This window comes from Methylobacterium sp. WL18, from assembly GCF_008040015.1.
Lineage (GTDB): Bacteria > Pseudomonadota > Alphaproteobacteria > Rhizobiales > Beijerinckiaceae > Methylobacterium > Methylobacterium mesophilicum.
Genome location: NZ_VRVD01001307.1, coordinates 1 through 491 on the forward strand (window position 1 = coordinate 1; position 491 = coordinate 491).

Below are 491 nucleotides of genomic sequence, written 5' to 3' on the forward strand. Positions count from 1 at the left end.
GTGGGGGCCGGGCTGGCGCAGGCGGCGGTCTCGCCCGCCGACATCGCCGACCTGGCGCCGCAGGCGGAGAGCGGGCCGCTCGCCGTGGTGCTGACCCTGCCCCCGATCCCGCGTCCGGGCGGCCTCGCCGGGCTGGTGTCCGACGGCCGCACCGTGGATGGCACACTGACTCTGCGCCTCGCGGACTTGCGCCTGGCGCTGGATCCGGCCTTCCTGGAACGGGTGCGGCCGATCTTCGGCAGCGGATTGTTGTCCGGGGACAAGATGGGCGGGCCGGTTGGGGATGCGAGCGCCGTGGAGGGCCGGCTGCCTGGCCTGTTCCGCGATTATCGCGGCGTCTCGGAAGCCTCGGTGAGCCTGCCGGTGGGGGTAGGGGGGGGCGCGGGGGGGGGGCCCGGGGGGGACGCCGCCGGGGGGCGCCCCCGCCGGCGGCACCCGGGGTGCGCGGCCCCCCCCTAAACGCGGGACCCGGCCGGCCCCCGGGCCCCCAC

General features: G+C 78.8%; 1 pseudogene. It reads left to right on the forward strand.

What is annotated here, in order from left to right:
* Positions 1-459 (forward strand): annotated as a pseudogene (locus FV228_RS32460) (hypothetical protein); the annotation flags it as partial.
* Positions 460-491: the final 32 nt, after the last annotated feature.